This window comes from Streptomyces sp. NPDC016459 (assembly GCF_040632845.1).
GTDB lineage: Bacteria > Actinomycetota > Actinomycetes > Streptomycetales > Streptomycetaceae > Streptomyces.
On sequence record NZ_JBEYCR010000004.1, the window covers coordinates 354,292 to 376,740 of the forward strand.

Consider the following 22,449-nt stretch of genomic DNA (forward strand, 5'->3'; position numbering starts at 1 on the left):
AGACTGGATGAACGACGATGCATCGGTACAGGTCCCACACCTGCGGCGAGCTCCGCGCCTCTGACGTCGGCACCGACGTCCGGCTGAGCGGCTGGCTGCACAATCGGCGCGACCTGGGCGGCATCCTCTTCATCGATCTGCGCGACCACTACGGCATCACGCAGCTCGTCGCCCGCCCCGGCACCGCCGCGGCCGAGGTTCTCGACAAGCTGACGAAGGAGACCGTCGTCCGCGTCGACGGCAAGGTCGTCTCGCGTGGCGCGGACAACGTCAACCCGGAGCTCGCCACCGGCGAGATCGAGATCGAGGCCGCCGAGGTCGAGGTCCTGGGCGCCGCGAAGCAGATCCCCTTCACCATCAACGCCGACGACGGCGTCAACGAGGAGCGGCGCCTGGAGTACCGCTTCCTCGACCTGCGCCGCGAGCGCATGCACCGCAACATCATGCTGCGCTCCGCCGTCATCGCCGCCATCCGCTCCAAGATGGTGGCCCTCGGCTTCAACGAGATGGCGACCCCGATCCTCGCCGCGACCTCCCCCGAGGGCGCCCGCGACTTCGTCGTCCCGTCCCGCCTCAACCCGGGCAAGTTCTACGCGCTGCCGCAGGCGCCGCAGCAGTTCAAGCAGCTGCTCATGATCTCCGGCTTCGACCGGTACTTCCAGATCGCGCCCTGCTTCCGCGACGAGGACGCCCGCGCGGACCGTTCGCCGGGCGAGTTCTACCAGCTCGACGTCGAGATGAGCTTCGTCGAGCAGGAGGACGTCTTCCAGCCGATCGAGAAGCTCATGACCGAGCTGTTCGAGGAGTTCGGCGGCGGGCGGCACGTCACCTCGCCGTTCCCGCGGATCCCGTTCCGCGAGTCGATGCTGAAGTACGGCAACGACAAGCCGGACCTGCGTACGGCCCTGGAGCTCGTCGACATCTCGGACGTCTTCGAGGCGTCGGAGTTCAAGGCCTTCGCCGGCAAGCACGTCCGCGCGCTCGCCGTCCCGAACACGGGCGACCAGCCGCGCAAGTTCTTCGACTCGCTCGGCGACTTCGCGGTCTCCCTCGGCGCCAAGGGCCTGGCCTGGGTCCGCGTCGGCGAGGGCAACGCCCTGACCGGCCCCATCGCCAAGTTCCTCACCGAGGAGAACGTCAAGGTCCTCACCGAGCGCCTCGGCCTCGAGCCCGGCCACGCGATCTTCTTCGGCGCCGGCGACTTCGACGAGGTCTCCAAGATCATGGGCCCGGTCCGGGTCGAGGCCGCCAAGCGCGCCGGCCAGTTCGAGGAGAACGTCTTCCGCTTCGCGTGGATCGTCGACTTCCCGATGTACGAGAAGGACGAGGAGACCGGCAAGATCGACTTCTCGCACAACCCCTTCTCGATGCCGCAGGGCGGCCTTGAGGCGCTGGAGACCCAGGACCCGCTGGACGTCCTCGGCTGGCAGTACGACATCGTCTGCAACGGCATCGAGCTCTCCTCCGGCGCCATCCGGAACCACGAGCCCGAGATCATGTTCAAGGCGTTCGAGATCGCGGGCTACTCGAAGGAGACCGTCGAGCACGAGTTCGCCGGCATGCTCCGCGCCTTCGAGTACGGCGCCCCGCCGCACGGCGGCATCGCCCCGGGCGTCGACCGCATCGTGATGCTCCTCGCCGACGAGCCGAACATCCGCGAGACCATCGCCTTCCCGCTGAACGGCAACGCCCAGGACCTCCTGATGGGCGCCCCGACGGAACTCGACGAGTCCCGCCTGCGCGAACTGAACATCCAGCTGCGCAAGCCGGTCGCGAAGGCGGCGGAGAAGCCGGAGCAGTAGTCCCGGCTGGTACGCGGCGAGGGCCCGGAATCCTTACGGATTCCGGGCCCTTCCGCATGCATGGACACATCGCGGTCAGCAACCGCTGCTGGATAGCTCGCACAGCGTCGTCCCGTCCCTCCGGCGGGGGTGAGCTCATAGGTAGGCGAGATCTCCGCCCTGCCCGAGGAAGTCGTTGATCCAGGTTGTCGCCTTGCTGCCTTCGAGTGCCGTCACACCCCTCGCCATGCTCCGGAAAGCGTCTGGGTAACTTTCAGCAGGGCAGAAGAGGACCAGCCCCGCGTGCGGATGTCTGTTGAGGGGGATGACAGGAAAAAAGCCCGCTTCTACGGAAAATCTCACGTAAAGTGAGGCGATTCTTCTGCGGCGCGACTCCAGGTCGATCGAGTTCTTGAAATCTCTGGAGAGCGAGAAGTGGGTTTCCATGATCTGCACCGATTGGATCCAGGAACCTCTCGGTTCTTCGCGGTCTCCCACGGCGCATGCGAATCCCGAGCTACGGGTGCCCAGGTTGCCGATGACATCGCGCACCGCCGGCTCCGTGTTCGGAAAGACCTGGTACTTGGACTCGAAGCGTGGAAGCCCCTGGAACTGCTCGGTTGCCGCCCGCTGCCCGGATCTCCACAGCATGGAGTGCTCGTCCCTCTCGCTGGGAGGGTCCCAGCCCTCCGGGCGCAGCTTCGCCGACCACGTGAAAATGTTGCCTCGTTGGAGGGCGGGCAAGGCGCTGGCCCAGACGTTTCCCTCTTCGCTCGGGTCGCAGAACACCCACACAGCCCCGAGATCGCCCAACGGTCCGTCCAAGGATGAGACGACGGAACCGATACCCTCCGGATCCCAACGCGGTTGCCCTGCGATGAGATATCGCTCATCCAGCATTTCTCGGCACTCCTCTGAGCCCGTATCCTGATTGCATGTCGCCATAATAGATGTGCTCGCCCTTGGGGCCGTGGTAATGGGGAAGCGACCACTCCTCAAGTTCTGGATCCTTGTTCTTGAAGTAATGCCCATTCGCGTGGTGATGGAACTCCAGTTCATTCCCCTTGGAGTCGATCGCCCGTATCAGCTCCCACGGTTCACCCTTGGGGCCGTAGAGGTTCGGGTTCTTCCCCCACTGTTCGACTCTCGCAATATATGAGGGATCCTCGATGTCATAGCGGCGCAGGACCTCGGCGAGGGCCGAGTCATGGTCCGGGAACAGGACGTCGCCGCGTTCGGCATCCAGCGGGAGATGTTTTTCGGGGCCGCCAGGCGGACAGGGCGACAACCCCAGCGGATCGCTCCACGTGTGCGGGTTGTGGACGTACGTCGCCGGGTTCGGGGCCGGGGCGAGGCCCAGGGGGTCCGGGGAGAGGTAGCGGGCGCTTTCCGGGTCGTAGTAGCGGAAGTGGTTGTAGTGGAGGCCCGATTCGGGGTCGAAGTACTGGCCGGGGAAGCGGAGGGGGGTGTAGGCGGTGGCCGACCTGTTCCAGGTGGTCGTGCCCCAGAGGGTCGTGCGGGTGCGCCACGCCAAGGCGCCCGACTCGTCGACCAGTTCCGTCGGGGTGCCGATCAGGTCGGTGACGATCGCGAAGAACCGCTCGTCGGTGGAGTCCGTGCGGCGTTCCGTCTGGGCCAGGGGGCGCAGGCCCGCGTGGTCCCAGGTGAGGGTGACGTCGGCCGTCGTCTGTTCGCAGAGGGTCGTGCCGTCCCAGGTGAAGTGGACCGTCTCGAAAGGGGACTGCTTGGATATTCGGCGGCCCAGGGGGTCGTACGCGTACCGCCAGACCGTGCCGTCCGGGGTCGTCACCGCCGTCAGGCGGTCCTCCGTGTCCCACTCGTAGCGCCAGGTGTCCGGTTTACGGGAGAGGCGGGTCTTCTGGCGCAGGACGATCCGGCCCTGGTCGTCGTGTTCGTAGCGGACGGCGCCCGCGCGGGTGATCCGCGTGCCCTGGTAGGCGCGTGCGCCCGTCGCCGAGTGGGCCGGGTGCGTGGACGGCCAGGACGCCTCCGTCTGGTTGCCGGCCTCGTCGTAGGCGTACCGCTCCGTCCAGTCGCTCGCGTGGACGGCCGTGACGCGCCCCGCCGCGTCCAGGTCGAAGCGGCGCGCGCCGGAGAGCGCGTCGGTGATGCCGACGAGCCCGCCGTCCGCGCGGTACGTGTACGTCCGGTGCTGGATACGGCGGCCCGAACCGCCCGTGACCTCCTGGTCGGTGAGTCGGCCCATCGCGTCGAACGCCGAGCCCAGGACGGCGAAGCCGGCGATGTGGCGGGTGGTTTCGCGGCCGACGGCGTCGTGGGCGAAGGCCAGCGTCCGGCCCGAGGACGTCAGTTCCGTGCGACGGCCCGCCGCGTCGTACGACCACGTGCTAGTCGAACCGCCCGGAGTCGTCCGACCCGCCCTCCGGCCCATGGCGTCGTGCGTGAACGACAGCGTCCGGCCGTTCACCGTCTCGGAGACGAGGCGGCCGTAGCGGTCCCTCAGGCGCTGCAGCGTCGCGTCGGGGCCGGTCGCCGACGACAGTTGGTCGAAGATGTCGTACTCGTAGGTGCTCACCGCCCCTTCGGCATCCTTGTGGACGATCCGGCCGAGGCCGTCGCGCTCGAACCGGATCGCCTGGCCGAGCCCGTTCGACCGGGACGCCAGCCGGCCCGCCGCGTCGTGGGCGTAGCTCAGAGTCCGGCCGTCGAAGTTCGTCTCCGCGACCAGCCGGCCAGCCGGGTCGTAGGTGTACTCCCACGTCAGGCCCTGCGGGTCGGTCACCCGCGTCAGGCGCAGGTTCGTGTCGTGGGCGAACTCGTACCGGACCCCGTCCGGACCCGTGCGGGAGGTCAGCAGGTCGAAGTCGGTGTACGTGAAGCGGGTCGTGCCGCCCATCGCGTCCGTGTGGCTCAGGCAGTTGCCCTCGCCGTCGTACGTCCAGCTCTCCACCGTGCCGTCGGGCGCGGTGCGCCGCGAGGGGCGGCCCTCGACCGTCCACTCCAACCGGGTGACCGCGCCGAGCGGGTCGGTGACCCGGACCGTACGGCCGAAGGCGTCGTACGCGTACCGGGTCGTGGCGCCGAGCGGATCGGTGATCTCCACGGGGAGGCCACGGGCGTCCACCACCAGCGGGGTGGTGGCGCCGAGCGGGTCGGTCACCGCGATGAGCCGGCCCGCCTCGTCGTAGGCGAACTCCGTCCGGGCGCCCGAGGGGTCCGTCACCGACGTGCGGTTGCCGCGCTCGTCGAAGGTCTGACGGGTGACGTTGCCGTCGGTGCCGACGATGCGTACCGGGAACCCGTCCTCGTCGTACTCGGCCCGCCCCTGTCGTCCGTCCGGACCCTCGAGCACCGTCAGGCGGCCCTGTTCGTCATACGTGGAGCGGCTGACATGGCCGAGCGGGTCGGTGCGGGCCAGCAGCCGGTTGTGGCGGTCGTACGCGAAGCGGGTGACCGCGCCCAGCGCGTCGATCTCGGCGACGACCTGGGTGCGCTCGTCGATCAGACGGCGCTCGGTGTGTCCCAGTCCGTCGGTGAGGGTGGTCATGCGGAGCCCGGTGGCCGGGTCGACGTCGTCCCAGGTGAACGTGGTTTCGAGGTGCCCGTTCACGCCCGACTGGTAGGTGCAGCGGTCCTGGTCGTCGTAGACGTAGTCGAAGCGGCTGCCGTTGGTGTCGGTCCACGAGGTGATGCGGCCGTGCTCGTCGCAGCCGAAGAGCAGGGGACGCCCGGAGGAGTTGGTGACCTCGGTCAGATGGCCGTCGGTGTAGCCGTAGCGCAGGATCTCCTGGTCGGAGCCGTCCGCCGCCGCTCCCGCGAGGTGGAGGGCGGTTATTCGCCCTTCGCCCGTCGTGAGTTTCAGGTGGTAGCCGCCGTGGTGGACGATCGCGGTCGGGGCGCCCGCCTGGTCGTACTCGAAGGTGATCCAGCGGCCGTTGCGGTCGTCGATCTGGGCCAGGAGAGCGAGTTCGTCGTCGTGCTCGGTGAAGTGGCGGACCGCGCCGGTGGCGGGGTCGGTGATCGTGTACCCGTCCTCGACCCGGTCCAGCGGCCACTGCCGGCCGTGGGTGGGCATGACGGGGACGCCGGGGGCGGGATGGGGATAGGCGAGGAGGCTGCCCTCGTCACAGCTGAAGACGACTCCTTCCGAGCCGATCTCCAGCCTCTGGTCCACCGTGCTCGACCACGTCGGGCCGAACCAGCGTCCCGACCGGCGTGAGGAGTCGAAGGTGCGCCGGAAGACGAGGGGAAGCGAGCCCGGCAGGGACATGTCGGTCTGCGGCAGCAGCACCCGGCCGGTGGCGATGTCGACGGGATCCCGCTCGCACACCGTCTCGCTGCCCCGCTTGCAGGTGCTGGGCGGGTTCTTCTCCTGGTCCCCGCGGGTACCGTCCGGCTTCGTCCCGTCCGGCTTCGTGCCGTCGGGCAGGTGCTTGGAGCCGTTCAGGCCGAGGCGGACACCGCTGCGCGCGAGCCCCGCGCCCTTCGTCCCGATCAGCTCCGGCACCAGCCTCCCCAGGAACTCCGACGGGTCGCCCTTCGCCGCGTCCCAGGCGTTCTTCAGGGCCCGGTCGGGATTCGCCGCCGTCGACACCAGACCGGCGAGCGTCATGTTGACGCCCTTGTAGTACTCCGCCGGGTGGGTCAGGTTGTACGGGTCCGTGGGGTTCACCGACCGGACGAAGTTGATCAGGCCGGCCGAGCCCTTGACGATGCCACCGCCGAAGTGGGCCAGCTCGAAGCTCTGGCTCAGGCTGTAGTCCATCAGTTCCAGCTTGGCCCGCTCGCGACCCGTCGGCTCCTGGGGGGCGTGCGCCAGCGCGGCGCGGACCGCCGACCGCGCCGTCTCCCCGGCCTCGTTACGCCCCTTCCGGGCGTCGTTCAGGATCTCCCGGGCGCGCTGCCGCTTGGCCTTGCCGGGGTCGGTGAACGCGCCCGGGTCCGGCAGCGGACTGTCTCCGGTGCGCGCCGCGTTGTAGGCGTCGACCTTCTTGTTGTACGAGTCGACCGCCGCCTTGGAGTCCTGGTCGCCCTCCTTGTACAGCGCGATCGCCTCACGCGCCTTGCCCTGCGCGCTCACGACCGCCTGGGAGTACGTCTCCAGGGCCTTGGCGGCGTTCTCCATCGCGTCCGCCGCGTGCAGCCAGTCCGTGGGCAGGGTCTGGAACTTCTCCCGGAACGCGTCGGCCGCCTCACCCTTCCAGTGGCCGGAGTCCAGCTGCTTCATCCCGCTGCCGACCAGGTCGAAGGCACGTTGGAAGTCCCGCAGGTTCTTCACCGTCGCGGCGATCTTCTCCGGCTTGCCGTGGACGAGTTCGTTCGCCTCCTCGGTCTGCCCGAGCTGCTGCTCCCCGACCCCCGCGCCGAGAGAGGAGGCCGTCTCGTCGCCCCAGTCCTCGACCGCGTCCGCCCAGTCGTGCGCGCCGACCTTGTCCAGGCCCTGGCCGGCCTTGTCGGTCACATAGTCGACACCTTCGCCGACGATCTCCTTGCCCTTGTCGACGCCCTCACCGATCTTGTCGATGCCCTTGTCGACCAGACCACCCCAGTCCACCATCAGCGACTCTCCCCCCACCGCGGCTGCTCGGCCTGTTCGACGGTCGCCCGGTCAGGGTCGAGGTCGTCCTTGAGCTGCTCGTCCATGCGGTCGCGCATCGCCGGGTCGATCAGCCCGGACCGCTCCAGCGAGTCCAGCTTCGCGTCCATGACGTCGTAGCCGGTGTTCTGCCAGGTCTGCTTGACCTCTTGATGGGCCTCGGTGAACGACTCCGGGCTGAAGTCCGCGTTGTCCCAGGTGCGCTGGTCTCGGACGGTCTCCCAGCTCATGGTCTTGACGTCGTCCTCGGACAGGTGCGGGTTGCCGTTGAGGGAGTTCACGCCGATCTTGATCGCGTCCTTGATGTACCGCTCCTGCTCCGCGAACGAGCCCGCCGACAGGCCGACCGCCTGCGCGAACCCGTTCCCGCGCAGGGTCAGGGCGCGCACGCCCCACTCCCACCGCTCGCAGAACGTCTCGAACTCCGACGTCAGGCCGCCGTGCCCCAACTCCAGCCCCGACAAAGCGAGATCGGAGAACCCCCGACCCGCCGACGCCTCGCCGGTCATGCCGAGCTCCTTCAGCTCGGCATGGGCCAGGTCGATGCCCTTCGCTATCTCCGCCAGCGCCGCCGCCGGCGCCGCGAGATCGGGCTCGTTCCCGCTCATCGTGTCCCCGTTCCCGTCCCCATCGGAGTCCCCGTCCCGGTCCCGGTCTCCGTCCCCCCGAGATCCACCGCCACCTCATCCGGGACGATCCCCGCCACCGGCGGAAACAGCATCCCGTCCGCACTGCCCGCGTCCAAGGCGACCCCGCCGGGACCGGGCAGCATCGGCACCATCACATCGAGCAGCCGCGCACCGAGAACCGTCCGGTACGCCCACTCCCGCCCGGCTTCTCCGCGCGCGACCGCGAACCGCGCCAGCGCCGCCTCGTCCGAGAACGCGCAGATCCACCGGACGCCGTTGAAGTCGGCGGTCCAGAGGCTCTCGTGGTCGTCGAACGGCACCACGACGGCGGTACGCCGGAACTCCCCCAGCAAACGCGCAAACTCACGCCGGGCCGCCGCCGCGTCGTCGCCCGGTTCAGCGTCAGGCCTCGGCTCCGACACGGCCGGCGCGGCAGCGGTCACCGGGGCCGCTTCCGGTCCCGGCGGTGCCACCGGAACCGATTCCCCCGCCAAATCCGCCAGTCTCGCCACCAGTCGAGGCTCCGGTATGCCATCCCCGTTGTCAGTCACCCAGGCATGCTGCCATGCGCCCGTTCACACGAGCAACGAACAAGGGCTCGATCTCGTCATGTCGGTCGGGCAGCTTTCGTCAGGTCGACCGACCTCCGTCCTCCGGGGCCTCAGGCGAGACCGGTCCCGTCCGGCAGAGCCACGAGGACGTCCCCGTAGCGGAGTTGGTCAAGAACGCCGCCGGAGAGGTGGATCAGTGCGCTGTGGGGTGGGTCGATGAACTCCACGGGACGTCCGTACTTCTCGACCCGGTCCAGCCTCACCGTCCCCGTCAGACCCCTCGCGGCATAGACCTGCCGGGGCCGGAGGACACCCCCGACGCAGCGGACGACACAGACACCACCGTCCGGGCCGTGCTCGACCACGCTGTAGATCTGGAGCTCGCCGGCCCCTGGCATGTTCATGGGCTCCCCCGGTGTTTCCCGGCTGGCACGCATTCTGCCTCCGCGCTGCGAGTCACGGGTCCGGTCGGCGCGCAGCGGGGCCCGGGGACGGACGTCGTCCCCGGGCCCTTTCCGCGCTCCCTGATGGTGCTACTCGCCGTCCTCGAAGATCTCCTCCGCCGAGGTCACCGTGACGGCGCGGGTCAGCCAGTCGCGGAGGATCTCGGGGTCCTCGCAGCCGGTGACGCGGGCGCGTACGTCGTCGGGCACGTCGAGGCCGCGCTGCTCCAGGACGAGCAGTATGGCGGCGGCGCCGGCCTCGGCCCGGCCCTCGGCCCGGCCTTCGTCCCGGATCTCCTCGGAGAGGTACGACTTGTAGAAGGAGAGGTCCACGGCCACCAGAGTCCTCCAGAGGTCCTGGGCTGGGCGCTTGCTCAGCCCTGTGCGGTGAATTCGATGATCGGGTCGGCGACGTTCTCGGGAACGTCCCGCAGCGCGGTGGACAGTGCCTTCAGTATGGCACCGATGTCCGGATCGCCCGCGTGCGTGATGGCCGACAGAGTGGCCAGTGCCAGGTCCTCGGCGGCCTGGGCCGGGTCGGTGATGACGGGCATGTTGTGCGGGCCCACGACGATCGGCTGGACGCGGAGCGTGGGCATGTAGGCGGGTCCGCTGGCCACGGGCCGGGCGGCCCATTCCGCCGTCGCGCGGTCCTGGCAGACGACAAGCAGGGCGGTCGGCAGTCCGTACTTCGTCCACAGGTACGAGACGTAGTACGCCCAGCTCGCCGGCTTCGACGGGTCCTTCTTGCCTTGTGCCTCGATGGCGAGGAGAAGGGCGCCGTCTTTGGCGCTGTCGAGCCGCAGGAGGGTGTCCACGCGGCGCTCGACGGGCCGCGTCTCGGTGAGGTCGTTGGGCAGGACGACCGCGTCGACGGCGTCCGGGAGGGGAAGATCCAGTACGTCCTTCAGGCGGCTGAACAGATGGAGGTCGTGTCGGAAGATGTGGTGCATCGCTTCATGCGGTGGGTTGACCATGGGGTTCCTAGGGGTGTGGGGCCGGAGGTCGGTCAGGTTCGGCAGGCGCCGCAGGTGCCGGGTTCGGGGGCGCGGTAGGCGTGGTCGCAGGTGTCGCAGTTCTGGAGGGGGTGGCGGGCGGCCGGGTTCTCTGGGGTGCGGAAGGGCGGCAGGGGCGGGAGCTGGGCGGTGGGCCAGGAGCGCGGCCGGGCGGTACAGGGGTTCCGCCGGGAGGCCGGCGGTCAGGGCGTTGTGGACGTCCTCGGGGGTGAGGTCCCGCTCCAGCCAGGCGGCGACGCCCGGGACGAGGTGTTCGGCGTCGGTCGCGGAGATCATGAGCCGGGGCTCGGTGCGGCGGAGGCCCGAGAGGACCCCGAGAGCGGTCGCGAGCAGAGCGGCGGCCGGGAACGCGGGCTGCGGCACGGCGGGCAGGGCGCGGCGCGGTTGCTTGTCCTCCCGTCGGGTGGGGCGCTGGGGATTCGCCTTGTCTCCCGGGAGGGCGGGGCGCTGGGGGTTCGGGCTGTCCTCCCGTCGGGCGGGGCGCTTCGGCTTCGGCTCGTCCGGGGCGCCGGTCCGGCCCGGCTGGTTGCAGGACACCGTTCGGGTGACGATCTGCCCGTCCTGCGTACGCTCGCGCGATGCGGCGCAGGTACCCGTGGGCCTCCAGCTCGCGCAGCGCGGCGGCGATCCGGGTCGTCCCCTCCGGGAAGCGCGCGGCGAGGGCCCTGATGCCGATGGCCGCGCCGCTGGGCAGCGACTGGATGTGCACGGCGAGCCCGATGGCCAGCAGCGACAGCTCGGCGTGCTGGGCGAGGTGGTTGCCGATCACCGTGAAGCGGGTGGTGTGGCGGGAGTTGTCGTGCGTGACGCCGCCGCAGCGCGTGGCCGTTCCGGCTCGCCGCGAAGGGCGGATTTTCCCGTCGTTACGGGACTGGGCGTGCGGGCGCGCGCTAGTGTGCTGGGTACCCATCGGGAAGCCTCTTACTTCCTTGATGGTCAGGCCCTCGCCATGGATCCCTAGTCCCGGCGAGGGCCGACGCATGTCCGGCGCTGGCGGTCATATGCCAGTCGGGCAGAGCGTAGGTCAGGCAACCCACCCCAAAACCAGCCCTCTTGGCCTTTTTCACCCGAGTGAGTGACCGCCTGTCCGAGCGGGAGGAGGGGTGGGGCTTGGTGCGGTTTCTTTCTCTCCCATCGTTCCTTGGGGAGACCGTCCGCCCCACCGAAGTCCAGGTTCCCGGAATCCGGTTCCTGAGTCGTTTCCGCAGGTCAGGGGTGCGGGAGGTCGAGTTCGGCCCAGACGGTCTTCTGGGGTACGGGTCCCAGCCCCACGCCCCACCGGTCGGCCAGGGCCTCCACCAGGAGCAGTCCGCGCCCGGAGTCGCCCCCGTAGCAGGCCGGTTGAACCCGCGGCAGCTCTTCGCCCCGGGTGTCCGTCACCTCGATACGCAGGACGCCCTGCCCCACCCGGAGCGCGAGCCGGAAGCTCCGGCCGGCGACCCGGCCGTGCGTGGCGGCGTTCGCGGCGAGTTCGGCGACGACCTGGATGGCCGCCTCCGTCACGCCGTACGGGACCTCGTGATCCCGCATCCACTCGACGGCGAGCAGGCGGGCGAGCCGGGCCCCACGCGGTGTGGAAGACAGGAGGACGCCGAAGTGGCGTACGGGCTCATGGACTTGGACGGCGTTCTGCTGATTCACATCACCGAGCGTGGCCGTCCCCGGCTACCGTGAATAGTGACGGAGCCGATGCGTAGAGTCACTGTCCGGGGCTTGTCCACTGCTGTCCGGCCTGTCCGGACCTTCCCCAGGGGAGGGGCATCGCGCCACGAAGGGCGAGGGAAAGGTGCGGGTGTGTCGGTGGACGATGGGGCGCAGCGGCTCAAGAGCGAGGGGGACGAGCCGGGGTGGGAGGTCGACCCGGACGACGACTGGGGCGTGGCCGTAGTCGCCACGGTGGGGCGGCAGTTGAGGCTGCGGAGGGAAGCGGTCGGCATGCGCGCCACCGAGCTCGGGGCGGCGACCGGTTACGGCGAGGACCTCATCTACAAGATCGAGAGCGGGAAGCGCATCCCCCGTCCCGAGTTCTTGGACAAGGCGGACGAGGTCCTGGGAGCGGACGGCCTGATCTCGGCCATGAAGGAGGACGTGGCGAAGGTTCGGTACCCGAAGAAGGTAAGAGAGTTGGCCCAGTTGGAGGCGCGGGCGGTCGAGATTGGGGTGTACGAGTGCATCAGCGTCAATGGCCTGTTGCAGACTCCCGAGCATGCGAGAGCCCTGTTCGAGGTTCGGCAGCCCGCGTACTCGGAGGATGAAGTGGAACGGCTGGTGGCCGCCCGTATGGCACGACGATCAGTCTTCGAGCGATCCCCCGCACCGTCGCTCAGCTTCGTGCAGGAAGAAGCGACGCTGCAACGCCGTGTTGGCGGCACAATGGTGTGGAGGCAACAGCTCGAACGCCTGCTGGAGGTGGGGCGCATGAACAGCGTCACGCTCCAGGTGATGCGGACGCAAAGCGAGGCGCATCCCGGTCTCAGCGGGAGGATCGAATTGCTCAAGTTCGAAGACGGCACGGCGGTGGGCCGTTCCGACGGCGCGTTCAACGGGCGCCCGACCTACGAGCCGAAACAGCTACGGGTCCTTGAGCTGCGGTATGGCACCATCCGAGCTCAGGCACTTCCGCCAGGGGAGTCACTGACCCTCATTGAGCAACTGCTGGGAGAAACATGATCCGCAAGGCATCCGCCGGCGAGGCCTCCGCACTGACCTGGTACAAGAGCAGCTACAGCAGCGGTCCTGAGGGCGACTCCTGCATCGAGGTCGCCTGGCGTAAGAGCAGCTACAGCAGCAGCAGCGAGGGCGACTCCTGCGTCGAGGTCGCCACCACCCCCGCCACCGTCCACGTCCGTGACTCCAAGTGCGTCGACGGCCCGCAGCTCGCGCTCACGCCGTCCGCCTGGGCCGGTTTCGTCTCGTACGCGACGATCGGCTGACCCCGCCACCCGCCTCCGTAAACCGCACGTGTGAAGAGCCCGGATTCTTTGATCCCGGGCTCTTGGCATATGCCACTCAGGCGCCGACCGTCGGCCGTCACACACCCAGGCGCCGACCTCGGCCGTCACACATCCGCCGTCCGTTCCGTCAGTCCGGTGTCCGGCTCGGTCGAGGCGGGCGCCGGAAGGCCGAAGGAGCCGACATGTTCGCCGAGATGTCCACCACCGCCGTCGTCGTCACCGCCGTCGCCGCGTTCATGGCCGGGTTCTCCGGGGTCGCGGTCCTCGTCAGGGCCGCGTTCGTCGTCGAGCCGCTCGCCGCGTACGGGGTGCCCCGGGCGTGGTGGAACCTGCTCGGGGCCGCCAAGGTCACCGGGGCCCTCGGGCTTCTCGTCGGGTTCCTCGTGCCCGTGATCGGGACGCTCGCCGCCGTCGGGCTCGTCCTGTACTTCACCGGGGCCGTCGTCACCGTCCTCCGCGCCCGCTCGTACGGCCACGTGCCCTTCCCGCTGCTCTACCTGGCTCCCGCCGCCGCCGTCCTCGTGTTCGCCTGACACGGCGAAGGCCGCCGTCCCCGTGGGTCACGGGGGCGGCGGCCTTCGCCGTACGTACGCGCCGGGGCGTCAGTCCTTCTTCGGCTCCTCCAGGCGCGGGAACAGCACCGCGCCCTTCGTCACCGTCGCGCCCGCCGGGAGCTTGCCCCACGCGGCCGCGTCCTGCACCGGCTGGTCCGCGAGCGCGCCCAGGGACGCCTCGGCGCCCAGCGAGTCCCACAGGGCCTGCGAGGTCTCCGGCATGATCGGATTGAGCAGGACCGCGACGGCGCGGAGCGACTCGGCGGCCGTGTAGAGGATCGTCGCCAGGCGGGCCCGGCCCTCATCCGACTCGTCCTTCGCGACCTTCCACGGCTCCTGCTCCGTGATGTAGCCGTTGACCTGCTTCACGAACTCGAAGATCGCCAGGATGCCGCCCTGGAAGTCCAGCTCCTCGCCGATCTTCGCGTCGGCCACCGCGATGGCCTTGGCCAGGCCCTCGTGGACCGCCTTCTCGGCCTCGCCGTCGGCCGCGGAGGCCGGCAGCGCGCCGCCGAAGTACTTGCCGACCATCGCCGCGACGCGGGACGCCAGGTTGCCGTAGTCGTTCGCCAGCTCGCTCGTGTAGCGGGCGGAGAAGTCCTCCCACGAGAACGAGCCGTCCTGGCCGAACGCGATCGCCCGCAGGAAGTACCAGCGGTACGCGTCCACACCGAAGTGCGAGGTCAGGTCCTGCGGCTTGATGCCGGTCAGGTTCGACTTCGACATCTTCTCGCCGCCGACCATCAGCCAGCCGTTCGCGGCCACCCGGCCCGGGACCGGCAGGCCCTGCGCCATCAGCATCGCCGGCCAGATCACCGCGTGGAAGCGGAGGATGTCCTTGCCGATGAGGTGCACGTTCGCCGGGAAGGTCTCGTCGAACTTCGCCCGGTTCTCGTTGTAGCCGACGGCCGTCGCGTAGTTCAACAGCGCGTCGATCCACACGTAGATGACGTGCTTCTCGTCCCACGGCACCGGGACGCCCCAGTCGAACGTCGAGCGGGAGATGGAGAGGTCCTCCAGGCCCTGCTTGACGAAGTTCACGACCTCGTTGCGCGCCGACTCGGGCTGGATGAAGCCCGGGTTCGCCTCGTAGAACTCCAGCAGCTTCGGGCCGTACTCGCTCAGCTTGAAGAAGTAGTTCTCCTCCTTGAGGATCTCCACCGGCTTCTTGTGGACGGCGCACAGCTTCGTGCCGTCCTCCGCCTCGATGAGGTCGCCCGGGAGCTTGTACTCCTCACAGCCCACGCAGTACGGGCCTTCGTACCCGCCCTTGTAGATCTCGTCCTTGTCGTACAGGTCCTGCACGAACTCCTGGACGCGGTCGGTGTGACGCTTCTGCGTGGTGCGGATGAAGTCGTCGTTCGCGATGTTCAGGTGCTCCCAGAGGGGCTTCCACGCCTCCTCGACGAGCTTGTCGCACCAGGCCTGGGGCGTGACGTCGTTCGCCTCGGCCGTACGCATGATCTTCTGACCGTGCTCGTCCGTGCCGGTGAGGTACCACACCTTCTCGCCGCGCTGACGGTGCCAGCGCGTGAGCACGTCGCCTGCGACGGTCGTGTAGGCGTGGCCCAGGTGAGGAGCGTCGTTGACGTAGTAAATGGGGGTCGTGACGTAGAACGCCTTCGCCCCCTGCTTCTCGGATCCAGTGGCCGCCATGGTCGAAATCCTAACGGTCGCGTGAAGATCCACTCACATCGATAAACCCGGGGGTCGGCCGTGGGCGCGCCCTCGGGAAGATGGGACGCATGCGTGTACTCGTAGCCGAGGACGAACGGGACCTCGCCGCGCTCGTCGCCACCGGCCTGCGAAGGGCCGGCTTCGCCGTCGACACCGTCCACGACGGGAAGGAGGCCCTGGAGCGGCTCGGGCTGTGCGGGGGCGGTCCCCTGGAGCGGGCGAGTGTGGACGGGGGTGGTGGGTTGGAGCGGGCCGGGCTGTACGGGGGCGGTGGGCTGGAGGGCTCGTGTCCGTATGACGTGCTCGTCCTCGATCGCGACCTGCCCCGCGTCCACGGTGACGACGTGGCGCGGCGGCTCGTCGCCAGCGGTTCCCGCACCCGGATCCTCATGCTGACCGCCGCCACCGCCGTCGACGACCGCGTCGAAGGACTCGACCTCGGCGCCGACGACTACCTCGGCAAACCCTTCGAGTTCCCCGAGCTGGTCTCCCGCGTCCGGGCGCTGCGGCGGCGATCCGCCCGGCCCGCGCTGCCGCCGCTCCTCGCGCGGTACGGCCTGGTCATGGACACCGTCCGGCGGACCGCCGAACGCGAAGGGCGGGTCCTCGACCTCTCGCCCAAGGAGTTCTCCGTCCTCCAGATCCTCCTGGAGGCCGACGGGGCCGTCGTCTCCGCCGAGGAGCTCCTCGAACGCGCCTGGGACGCCCACGCCGACCCCTTCACCGGAGCCGTACGCGTCTGCATGAGCAAGCTGCGCGCGAAGATCGGCGAACCGGGGCTCATCCGGACCGTGCAGGGCGTGGGGTACGTGGTGTGAGCCCGCCCCGCCACGGCTGCCTCGGGGCCGGGTCCACCATCCGGGCCCGGATCGCGATCGTCTACGGGGGTGTCTTCCTCGTCCTCGGCGCGGCCCTGCTCCTCCTGGTGAACCTGCTGGTCAGAGCCGGTACGGACGGGGAAGCCGAGGCGATCGTGGCGCGCGCCGACGACGTCGCCGTGGTCGAGGCGTACCGGCTCGGTGACGACATCAGTCGCGCGGCGGGCGAGCAGATGCTCATGTGGTCGTCCATGGCGTTGATCGTGATCACCTGCTGCGCGGTGGTCGTCGGCTGGTGGACCGCCGGACGCGTCCTGCGGCCCGTGCACGAGATGACCGCCCGCGCGCGGCGCCTCTCGGAACGCACCCTGCACGACCGGATCGCCGTCAGCGGACCCGACGACGAACTGAAGGAACTCGGCGACACGATCGACGCGCTGCTCGGACGCCTGGAGACCGCCTTCGACAGCCAGCGCCGGTTCATCGCCAACGCCTCCCACGAACTGCGCACCCCCCTCGCCACCCAGCGCGCCGCCATCCAGGTCGGGCTCGACGACGACTGCGACGTCCGGCAGGTGCTCCTCGACGCCAACCGGCGCAGCGAACGCCTCATCGACGGGCTGCTGCTCCTCGCCCGCAGCGAGCGGGGCCTCGCGGAACGGGAGGACGTGCCGCTGGGCGAGGTCGTCCGGGAGGAGTACGGGGCGGCGACCGCGGTCGGGGACGGCGGAGTCGTCCCGGGCAGCCGGGTCCTGCTCGGGCAGCTCGTACGGAACCTCGTCGCGAACGCGGTCGCGTACAACGTGCCGGGGGGTGTGGTGGAGGTACGGGCCGAGGGCGGCGTCCTGACCGTGGTCAACACGGGACCCGTGGTCCCGGAGGCGGACGCCGAGGGGCTCTTCGAACCTTTCCGGCGGGGTGAGGGGCGGGACCGGATGGGCCCCGGCGCCGGGCTCGGCCTCTCCATCGTGCGGTCGATCGCCGTCGCCCACGGGGGCGGTGCGACGGCGGTCGCGCGGAGTGCGGCCGAGGGCGGCGGCCTGGTGGTGACGGTGACCCTGCCGGTCACCGCCACCACCGCACCCTCCTAGAGCTCCAGGCCGGCGAGCAGTCCGCCGTAGAACGCGGCGTGCGGGGTCTCCACCGGGGTCGCGCCGGGGAAGTACGTGGCCGTACGGGGCGTGCCGTCCAGCTTCCTGAGGAAGTCGAACGCCTTGTTGTCCTCCTCGCCCCAGGCCACGAACCGCCAGTGCAGCGGGCGGCCTTCGGCCTCGGCCAGGGCCTGCGTCGCGGCCGTCTTCGACTCCGGCGCGCCGTCGGTCTGGAACACGACCAGGGCGGGCCGGGACGGGTCCGCCTTCCCGTGGTGGGCCAGGACCTCCTCCACGGCGCGGTGGTAGTTGGTACGGCCCAGGCGGCCGAGAGTGCCGTTGATCTCCTCCACCCGGGTGGGGGTGAGGTCGCCGGGCGTCAGGTCGACGGTGCCGTCGATGTCCGTGGAGAAGAACACGGTCGTCACGGTGGCGTCCTCGTCCAGGTGCGCCGCGAGCGCGGTGACCTGCTCGGCGAGCCGCTGCACGGAACCGTCCTTGAAGTACCCGCGCATCGAACCGGACCGGTCCACCACGAGATACACGGCCGCCCGCGCCCCCACGAGCCCCTGCTTCTTGAGCTGCGCCCCTGCGGCCTTGTACGCGTCCGCGAGGTGCGGGGCGACGGCCTTGACGGCGGGAAGGGTGAGAACGGACCCCTGCGGGTCGTCGGCGTCGGCCGTCGAAGCGGCGGCCTCCGGCTCGGGGGCGACGTCCGCCTCGGAGGCCTCGGCCTCCGGCCCGGCGGTCGCGTCGGCCTCCGGCGCGTCGGCCTGGGCCTCGGGCTCGGGGGTGGTCTCGGCTTCCGGCGCGTCGGCCTGGGCCTCGGGCTCGGACTCGACGGCGGCGTCGGCCTCCGGCTCGGGGGCGACGTCCGCCTCGGAGGCCTCGGCCTCCGGCTCGGCGGTCGCGTCGGCGTCGGCCTCAGGCTCGGCAGTGGCCTCGGCCTCCGGCTCCGCCGGGACCTCGGTCGCGTCGCCGTCCGCTTCGGCAGACGGCTCCGCCGTGTCGGCTGGCTCGGCCTCCGGCTCCTCGGCCGGCGCGGAGGCAGTGGCCTCCGCCTTTTCCTGCTGCTGCTCCGCAGCGAGTTCGGGCGCCTCGGCGTCCGTGTCGGCGGCCTCCGTCGCCGTGGCCGACTCGTCAGCCGCAGCCGCAGCCTCTGCCGTCGCCGTCTTCGCCTCAGCCGGCTCGGCAGCGTCGGCCTCAGCCTCAACCGCCGCCGTGTCGGCCTCAACCGGCTCCTCGGCCTCCGCCGTGTCCGGCGTTTCCGCGACCGGCTCGGCGGCAGCGTCCGCCTCGGCCTCAACCGGCTCCTCGGCCTCCGCCGTGTCCGGCGTTTCCGCGACCGGCTCGGCGGCAGCGTCCGCCCCGGCCTCAGCCGTTGCCGTGTCGGCCTCAGCCGCCGCCGTCTCGGCCTCAGCCGTTGCCGTGTCGGCCTCAGCCGCCGCCGTCTCGGCCTCAGCCGGTTCCCCGGCCTCCGCCGTGTCCGGCGTCTCCGCGACCGGCTCGGCAGCGGCGACCGGCGCCTCGTCCGGCGCGGTCTCCGTCTCCGCCTCCGTCGACGCGGCCGCCGAATCCGAACCCTCGGGCTCCGTCGGCTCCGCGGTGGCCGAATCCGAACCCTCGGGCTCCGTCGGCTCCGGGGTGGCCGAATCCGAACCCTCGGCGGCCGTCGGCTCCGGGGTGGTCTCGGCAGGGGTCGCCGCCTTCGCGGTGTCCGTCTCCGTACCCGCGCCCGCCGCAGCCGCCTTCATGCCCGCCGCAGGGGTCTTCGCTCGGGCCCTGGGGATCTGCGGGTTGTCGAAGGACGCCGCCACCAGGTCGTCCGCCGCTCGGCGGGCCGCGGCCTCCGGGGTGTCGGGGGTCGGGGTCTCACGCGTCTGGGGCGGGACGGAGGTTGCCGGGGATTCCTCGCGGTCCCGGCCGAATACCTTGCGCAGCATGCTCCGAATACCCATGGGCGAACCCTTTCGCATGAGTGGGGTGCAGTGGGAATGTCCGTACTGGGCGTTTCGGGACGTTCATCCCTGGCCAGGGCGGATACGTAAGGTTAGCGGCCACCCCCTCCCTCCTCCGCGACCCGGTCGCCTCCGGTTGTCGTGCATTCATTCCGCGTTCACTCCGTCGCCGCCCCCGTGCAGATCTACGCCCATAGCGTCGGCCGCCGAAGGACCCCCGACACCATGTCGGCGCAGTGCTGCGCCGGAGGAGGACGAAGTGCGCAAACTGCTGCCGCTGCTGAGCATGAACCCCCACGGAGGCGGCCGTTCCGCTCTCACCTGCCGCTTCCGCTGCGGTGACGCCTGCTTCCACGAGGTGCCCAACACCAGCGACAACGAGTACGTCGGTGACGTCATAGCCGGTGCGCTCTCGCGCCGTTCCGCCCTCCGCGCCGCCGCCGTCGTGACCGTCGCCTCCGCCGCGGGCGGCGCCGTCGTCCTCGGGAACGCCCCGGAAGCGGTCGCCCACCCGGAGCAGCCCGGCAAGCCCGGCAGGCCCGCCCCCACCGACGGCGCCCGCGGCCTCCGCTTCGCCCCCGTCGCCCCCAACACCGCCGACCGGGTCACCGTCCCCGCCGGCTACGCGCAGAACGTCGTCATCCGCTGGGGCGAGCCGATCCTCCGCGGCGCCCCCGCCTTCGACTCCGAGAAGCAGTCGGCGAAGGCCCAGGCCGGCCAGTTCGGTTACAACAACGACTTCCTCTCCCTGCTGCCGCTGCGCGGGGAGCGCCACCGTCAGGTCCTCGTCGCCAACCACGAGTACACCGACGAGGTGCTCATGTTCCGCGGCTACGACTCCGAGAACCCGACCCGCGAGCAGGTCGAGATCGCCTGGGCCGCGCACGGCCTGTCGGTCGTCGTCGTCCAGGAGGAGCACCGCACCGGCAAGCTCACCCCGGTCACCCGCCACCACCTCAACCGGCGGCTGCACACGACGAGCGAGTTCGAGCTGACCGGGCCCGCCGCCGGCAGCGACCTGCTGAAGACGTCCGCCGACCCCGAGGGCCGTACCGTCCTCGGCACCCTCAACAACTGCGCCGGCGGCACCACCCCGTGGGGCACGATCCTGTCCGGCGAGGAGAACTTCAACCAGTACTTCGCGTACGGATCGTCGCCGACCGACAAGCGGTACGGCGTCGGCACCGGTGCCACCGAGCGCAAGTGGGAGCGGTTCGACAAGCGGTTCGACCTGCGCCAGGAGCCCAACGAGGTGCACCGCCAGGGCTGGGTCGTCGAGCTCGACCCGTACGACCCCGACTCCACGCCCCGCAAGCGCACCGCCCTCGGCCGCTTCAAGCACGAGGCCGCGCAGCCCCGCCTCACCGAGGACGGCCGTCCGGTCGTCTACATGGGCGACGACGAGCGCTTCGACTACTTCTACAAGTTCGTGTCCGCCAAGCGGATGAAGAAGGGCGGCTCGCGGGCCGCCCGTGAGCACAACCTCACCCTGCTCGACGAGGGCACCCTCTACGTCGCCAGGCTGACCGGCGACTCCCCGGCCGCCGAGATCGACGGCACCGGCAAGCTCCCGAACGACGGCGAGTTCGACGGCTCCGGCGTGTGGATCCCGCTCGCCACCGGCGACGTCTCCCACGTCCCCGGCATGACCGCCGAGGAGGTGTACGTCTTCACTCGCCTCGCCGGGGACAAGGTCGGCGCGACGAAGATGGACCGCCCCGAGGACGTCGAGCCGTCCCCGCGCAGCGGCCGCGTCTACGTCGCCCTCACCAACAACACCAACCGCGGCAAGGGCACCAACCCGGGAGCCGACGAGGCCAACCCGCGCAACCTCAACAAGCACGGCCAGGTCCTCGAACTGGCCGAGCACTGGGACGACCCCGCCGCCGACGGCTTCGCCTGGCGCCTCTTCCTCGTCGCGGGCGACCCGAACGACCCGGCCACCTACTACGCCGGCTACCCCAAGGAGAAGGTCTCCCCGATCTCCTGCCCCGACAACCTCGCCTTCGACCCGCACGGCAACCTGTGGATCTCCACCGACGGCAACCAGCTGGGCTCGCACGACGGCCTGTTCGGCGTCGCCACCCGCGGCGAGCGGCGCGGTGAGCTCAAGCAGTTCCTGACGGTGCCGAAGGGCGCCGAGACCTGCGGCCCGATCATCCAGGACCGCCGCGTCCTGGTGGCCGTGCAGCACCCGGGCGAGATCGACGGCGCCTCCGTCGAGAAGCCCGCCTCCGCCTGGCCCGACGGACCCGGCAGGATCGTCCGCCCGTCGGTCGTCGCCGTCTGGCGTACGGACGGCCGCGACATCGGCGCCTGAGCGGGGGAACCGTCCCGGGGGTGGAGAGGAGGCCTCACTCCGGCCTCACTCCGGCCTCACTCCACCCCCAGGCCCTCCCTGAACCGTACGAACTGCTCCTTCGGCTCCCCGGTGTACGCCCACGGCACCCACGCCGCCCGCGTGCCCAGCATCCCGAGCAGTTCGCGGGCGATGTCTACCTGGCCCGCGTAGCAGGCGGCGTGCGCCAGGAAGTTGAGGTCCCCGACCTCCTCGGGTGCCACCGGTGTCCCCGCGTCCCGGCCGCCGATCCAGCGGGCGTGGGTGCGCCGCAGTTCGGTGACCGCGAGCTCGTGCTTCCAGTGCTGGTCGAAGCCGCGCACCGGGCCCCGCCCCAGCGCCCCGTCCGCGATGTACCGGTACTCCTCGACCCGCGCCACCTGCACCAGGACGGGCAGCGGGGAGCCGGGCGGTGCCACGCCCGCCGCGTCGCGGGCGAAGTCGTACATGCTGCCGTGGGTCCCGTGCCACCGCGCCGACCAGTAGCGCAGCACCTGGATGTGCCCCTCCGTGTTGTACGGGTCACGGCGCCGCAACTCGTCGAACCAGTGCCGCAGTTCCCGGCGCGGCACCCCGCCCTCGTACAGTCGCGCCACCGAGAGCAGCGCCACCCACGGCATCGGGTCGGCGGGCGCCGCCTCCGCAGCGCCACGGCAGGCGTCGACGGCGGCGTCGACCCGGCCCCGCTCCACGGCGGCGCCCCGGCCGGCCGCGATGGCCGCGTCGAAGACCCGTACCACCTCGGTGGCCGCCCGCAGCACGGCGGCGTCGGGGTTGCCCGGTTCGGCGGCCCGCCAGGCCTCCACGGTGGAACTGCCGGCGGCGGCGTGCGACAGGAGCCGCAGCCGGTGGGTGCGGCGCGCCCAGTGGTCGCCCGTGGCGGCGAGCAGGTCGCGTACGCCCTGCCAGCGGCCGATGACGATGTCGTGGCGCGCCTCGGTCAGCGCGCGGTCCCCGAAGTCCGGGTCGAAGTCGGGCGCGAAGCGCTCCGCACGCGCGGCGCGCGTGGAACGACGGCGTACGGCCATCGGGGGCCTCCTTCGGGTTCGGCTGCCGTCAGA

General features: G+C 70.6%; 16 protein-coding genes and 2 pseudogenes. 7 read left to right on the top strand and 11 right to left on the bottom strand.

All coding sequences use genetic code 11. The features are described from left to right. Window positions 1-17 precede the first annotated feature (17 nt). Window positions 18-1,802 carry an aspartate--tRNA ligase gene (gene aspS / locus ABZ567_RS14040; RefSeq protein WP_360788436.1) on the top strand — a complete coding sequence of 595 codons (1,785 nt, stop codon included), beginning with the start codon at window positions 18-20 and terminating at the stop codon, window positions 1,800-1,802. Window positions 1,803-1,937: 135 nt separating this feature from the next. On the opposite strand, the gene ABZ567_RS14045 is transcribed toward aspS, so the two are convergent. From ABZ567_RS14045 to ABZ567_RS14080, 8 genes and pseudogenes are all read right to left on the bottom strand, one after another. After that, the gene (locus ABZ567_RS14045) at window positions 1,938-2,681 is read right to left on the bottom strand and encodes a hypothetical protein (RefSeq protein ID WP_360788439.1); all 744 of its coding nucleotides are present in this window, start codon (window positions 2,679-2,681) and stop codon (window positions 1,938-1,940) included. Then, on the bottom strand, window positions 2,671-7,320 hold the full coding sequence (locus tag ABZ567_RS14050; protein ID WP_360788442.1) for a putative T7SS-secreted protein: 4,650 nt from the start codon (window positions 7,318-7,320) through the stop codon (window positions 2,671-2,673). The genes ABZ567_RS14045 and ABZ567_RS14050 overlap by 11 nt, the downstream gene beginning before the upstream one ends. Then, a complete protein-coding gene (locus ABZ567_RS14055) occupies window positions 7,320-7,967 on the bottom strand; it encodes a hypothetical protein (protein ID WP_360788444.1) in 648 nt (215 codons plus the stop codon). Before ABZ567_RS14055 ends, ABZ567_RS14050 begins: the two co-directional genes overlap by 1 nt. Next, window positions 7,964-8,539, bottom strand: coding sequence for an SseB family protein (locus ABZ567_RS14060; protein ID WP_360788447.1), 576 nt, complete (start codon window positions 8,537-8,539; stop codon window positions 7,964-7,966). The genes ABZ567_RS14055 and ABZ567_RS14060 overlap by 4 nt, the downstream gene beginning before the upstream one ends. 110 nt (window positions 8,540-8,649) lie before the next feature. Then, entirely contained in the window at window positions 8,650-8,943 is a 294-nt protein-coding gene (locus ABZ567_RS14065) for a hypothetical protein (RefSeq protein ID WP_360788450.1), read from the bottom strand. Window positions 8,944-9,072: 129 nt separating this feature from the next. Next, window positions 9,073-9,959: pseudogene (locus ABZ567_RS14070) on the bottom strand (hypothetical protein). Between the two features lie 32 nt (window positions 9,960-9,991). Continuing rightward, a pseudogene (locus ABZ567_RS14075) lies at window positions 9,992-10,908 on the bottom strand (helix-turn-helix domain-containing protein). A 299-nt stretch (window positions 10,909-11,207) separates the two neighbouring features. After that, window positions 11,208-11,639, bottom strand: a complete 432-nt coding sequence (locus ABZ567_RS14080; protein ID WP_360788453.1) for an ATP-binding protein — start codon at window positions 11,637-11,639, stop codon at window positions 11,208-11,210. Window positions 11,640-11,792: 153 nt separating this feature from the next. Here ABZ567_RS14080 and ABZ567_RS14085 point away from each other — a divergent pair, with 153 nt between their 5' ends. The 3 genes from ABZ567_RS14085 to ABZ567_RS14095 all read left to right on the top strand — a co-directional run bounded on the left by ABZ567_RS14085 (window position 11,793) and on the right by ABZ567_RS14095 (window position 13,485). After that, a complete protein-coding gene (locus tag ABZ567_RS14085; protein ID WP_360788456.1) occupies window positions 11,793-12,668 on the top strand; it encodes a helix-turn-helix transcriptional regulator in 876 nt (291 codons plus the stop codon). After that, a complete protein-coding gene (locus ABZ567_RS14090) occupies window positions 12,665-12,931 on the top strand; it encodes a DUF397 domain-containing protein (protein ID WP_360788458.1) in 267 nt (88 codons plus the stop codon). The genes ABZ567_RS14085 and ABZ567_RS14090 overlap by 4 nt, the downstream gene beginning before the upstream one ends. A gap of 203 nt (window positions 12,932-13,134) precedes the next feature. Further along, window positions 13,135-13,485, top strand: coding sequence for a DoxX family protein (locus ABZ567_RS14095; protein WP_360788461.1), 351 nt, complete (start codon window positions 13,135-13,137; stop codon window positions 13,483-13,485). Between the two features lie 69 nt (window positions 13,486-13,554). Here the strand turns inward: ABZ567_RS14095 and metG are convergent, their stop codons facing one another. After that, complete coding sequence (metG, locus tag ABZ567_RS14100; protein WP_360788464.1) at window positions 13,555-15,162, bottom strand: methionine--tRNA ligase; 1,608 nt, start codon at window positions 15,160-15,162, stop codon at window positions 13,555-13,557. 89 nt (window positions 15,163-15,251) lie between these two features. Between metG and ABZ567_RS14105 the strand changes: the two genes are divergently transcribed. Together ABZ567_RS14105 and ABZ567_RS14110 are read left to right on the top strand one after the other, a co-directional pair. After that, complete coding sequence (locus tag ABZ567_RS14105; RefSeq protein ID WP_360788467.1) at window positions 15,252-16,001, top strand: response regulator transcription factor; 750 nt, start codon at window positions 15,252-15,254, stop codon at window positions 15,999-16,001. Next, window positions 15,998-17,092: an ATP-binding protein gene (locus tag ABZ567_RS14110; RefSeq protein WP_360788470.1), complete on the top strand. Its 1,095-nt coding sequence runs from the start codon at window positions 15,998-16,000 to the stop codon at window positions 17,090-17,092. Before ABZ567_RS14105 ends, ABZ567_RS14110 begins: the two co-directional genes overlap by 4 nt. On the opposite strand, the gene ABZ567_RS14115 is transcribed toward ABZ567_RS14110, so the two are convergent. Then, a complete protein-coding gene (locus ABZ567_RS14115) occupies window positions 17,089-19,035 on the bottom strand; it encodes a VWA domain-containing protein (protein WP_360788473.1) in 1,947 nt (648 codons plus the stop codon). The two genes, ABZ567_RS14110 and ABZ567_RS14115, sit on opposite strands and share 4 nt — an antisense overlap. Window positions 19,036-19,309: 274 nt before the next feature. On the opposite strand from ABZ567_RS14115, the gene ABZ567_RS14120 reads away from it, so the two are divergent. After that, a complete protein-coding gene (locus ABZ567_RS14120) occupies window positions 19,310-21,370 on the top strand; it encodes a PhoX family phosphatase (RefSeq protein ID WP_360788475.1) in 2,061 nt (686 codons plus the stop codon). 56 nt (window positions 21,371-21,426) lie between these two features. Here the strand turns inward: ABZ567_RS14120 and ABZ567_RS14125 are convergent, their stop codons facing one another. After that, window positions 21,427-22,416, bottom strand: coding sequence for a hypothetical protein (locus ABZ567_RS14125; protein WP_360788477.1), 990 nt, complete (start codon window positions 22,414-22,416; stop codon window positions 21,427-21,429). Window positions 22,417-22,449 lie beyond the last annotated feature (33 nt).